Origin of the sequence: Simplicispira lacusdiani, from assembly GCF_003604195.1 — a bacterium.
GTDB lineage: Bacteria > Pseudomonadota > Gammaproteobacteria > Burkholderiales > Burkholderiaceae_C > Simplicispira > Simplicispira lacusdiani.
On sequence record NZ_QXGR01000054.1, the window covers coordinates 1 to 546 of the forward strand.

The 546-nt window shown below is 57.5% G+C and carries 1 rRNA gene; it reads left to right on the forward strand.

Annotated elements, in window-relative coordinates:
• Nucleotides 1–546 (forward strand): 23S ribosomal RNA (locus D8S75_RS17335); the annotation flags it as partial.

Consider the following 546-nt stretch of genomic DNA (forward strand, 5'->3'; position numbering starts at 1 on the left):
GGAGCGCTAGCTTCGGTGGAGGCGCGGGTGGGATACCGCCCTGACTGTATTGAAATTCTAACCTACGGGTCTTATCGACCCGGGAGACAGTGTCAGGTGGGCAGTTTGACTGGGGCGGTCGCCTCCTAAAGTGTAACGGAGGCGCCCAAAGGTTCCCTCAGAATGGTTGGAAATCATTCGTAGAGTGCAAAGGCATAAGGGAGCTTGACTGCGAGACCTACAAGTCGAGCAGGGACGAAAGTCGGGCTTAGTGATCCGGTGGTTCCGCATGGAAGGGCCATCGCTCAACGGATAAAAGCTACCCCGGGGATAACAGGCTTATCTCCCCCAAGAGTCCACATCGACGGGGAGGTTTGGCACCTCGATGTCGGCTCATCGCATCCTGGGGCTGTAGTCGGTCCCAAGGGTTGGGCTGTTCGCCCATTAAAGCGGTACGCGAGCTGGGTTCAGAACGTCGTGAGACAGTTCGGTCCCTATCCGTCGTGGGCGTAGGAAATTTGAGAGGAGCTGTCCTTAGTACGAGAGGACCGGGATGGACGCACCGCT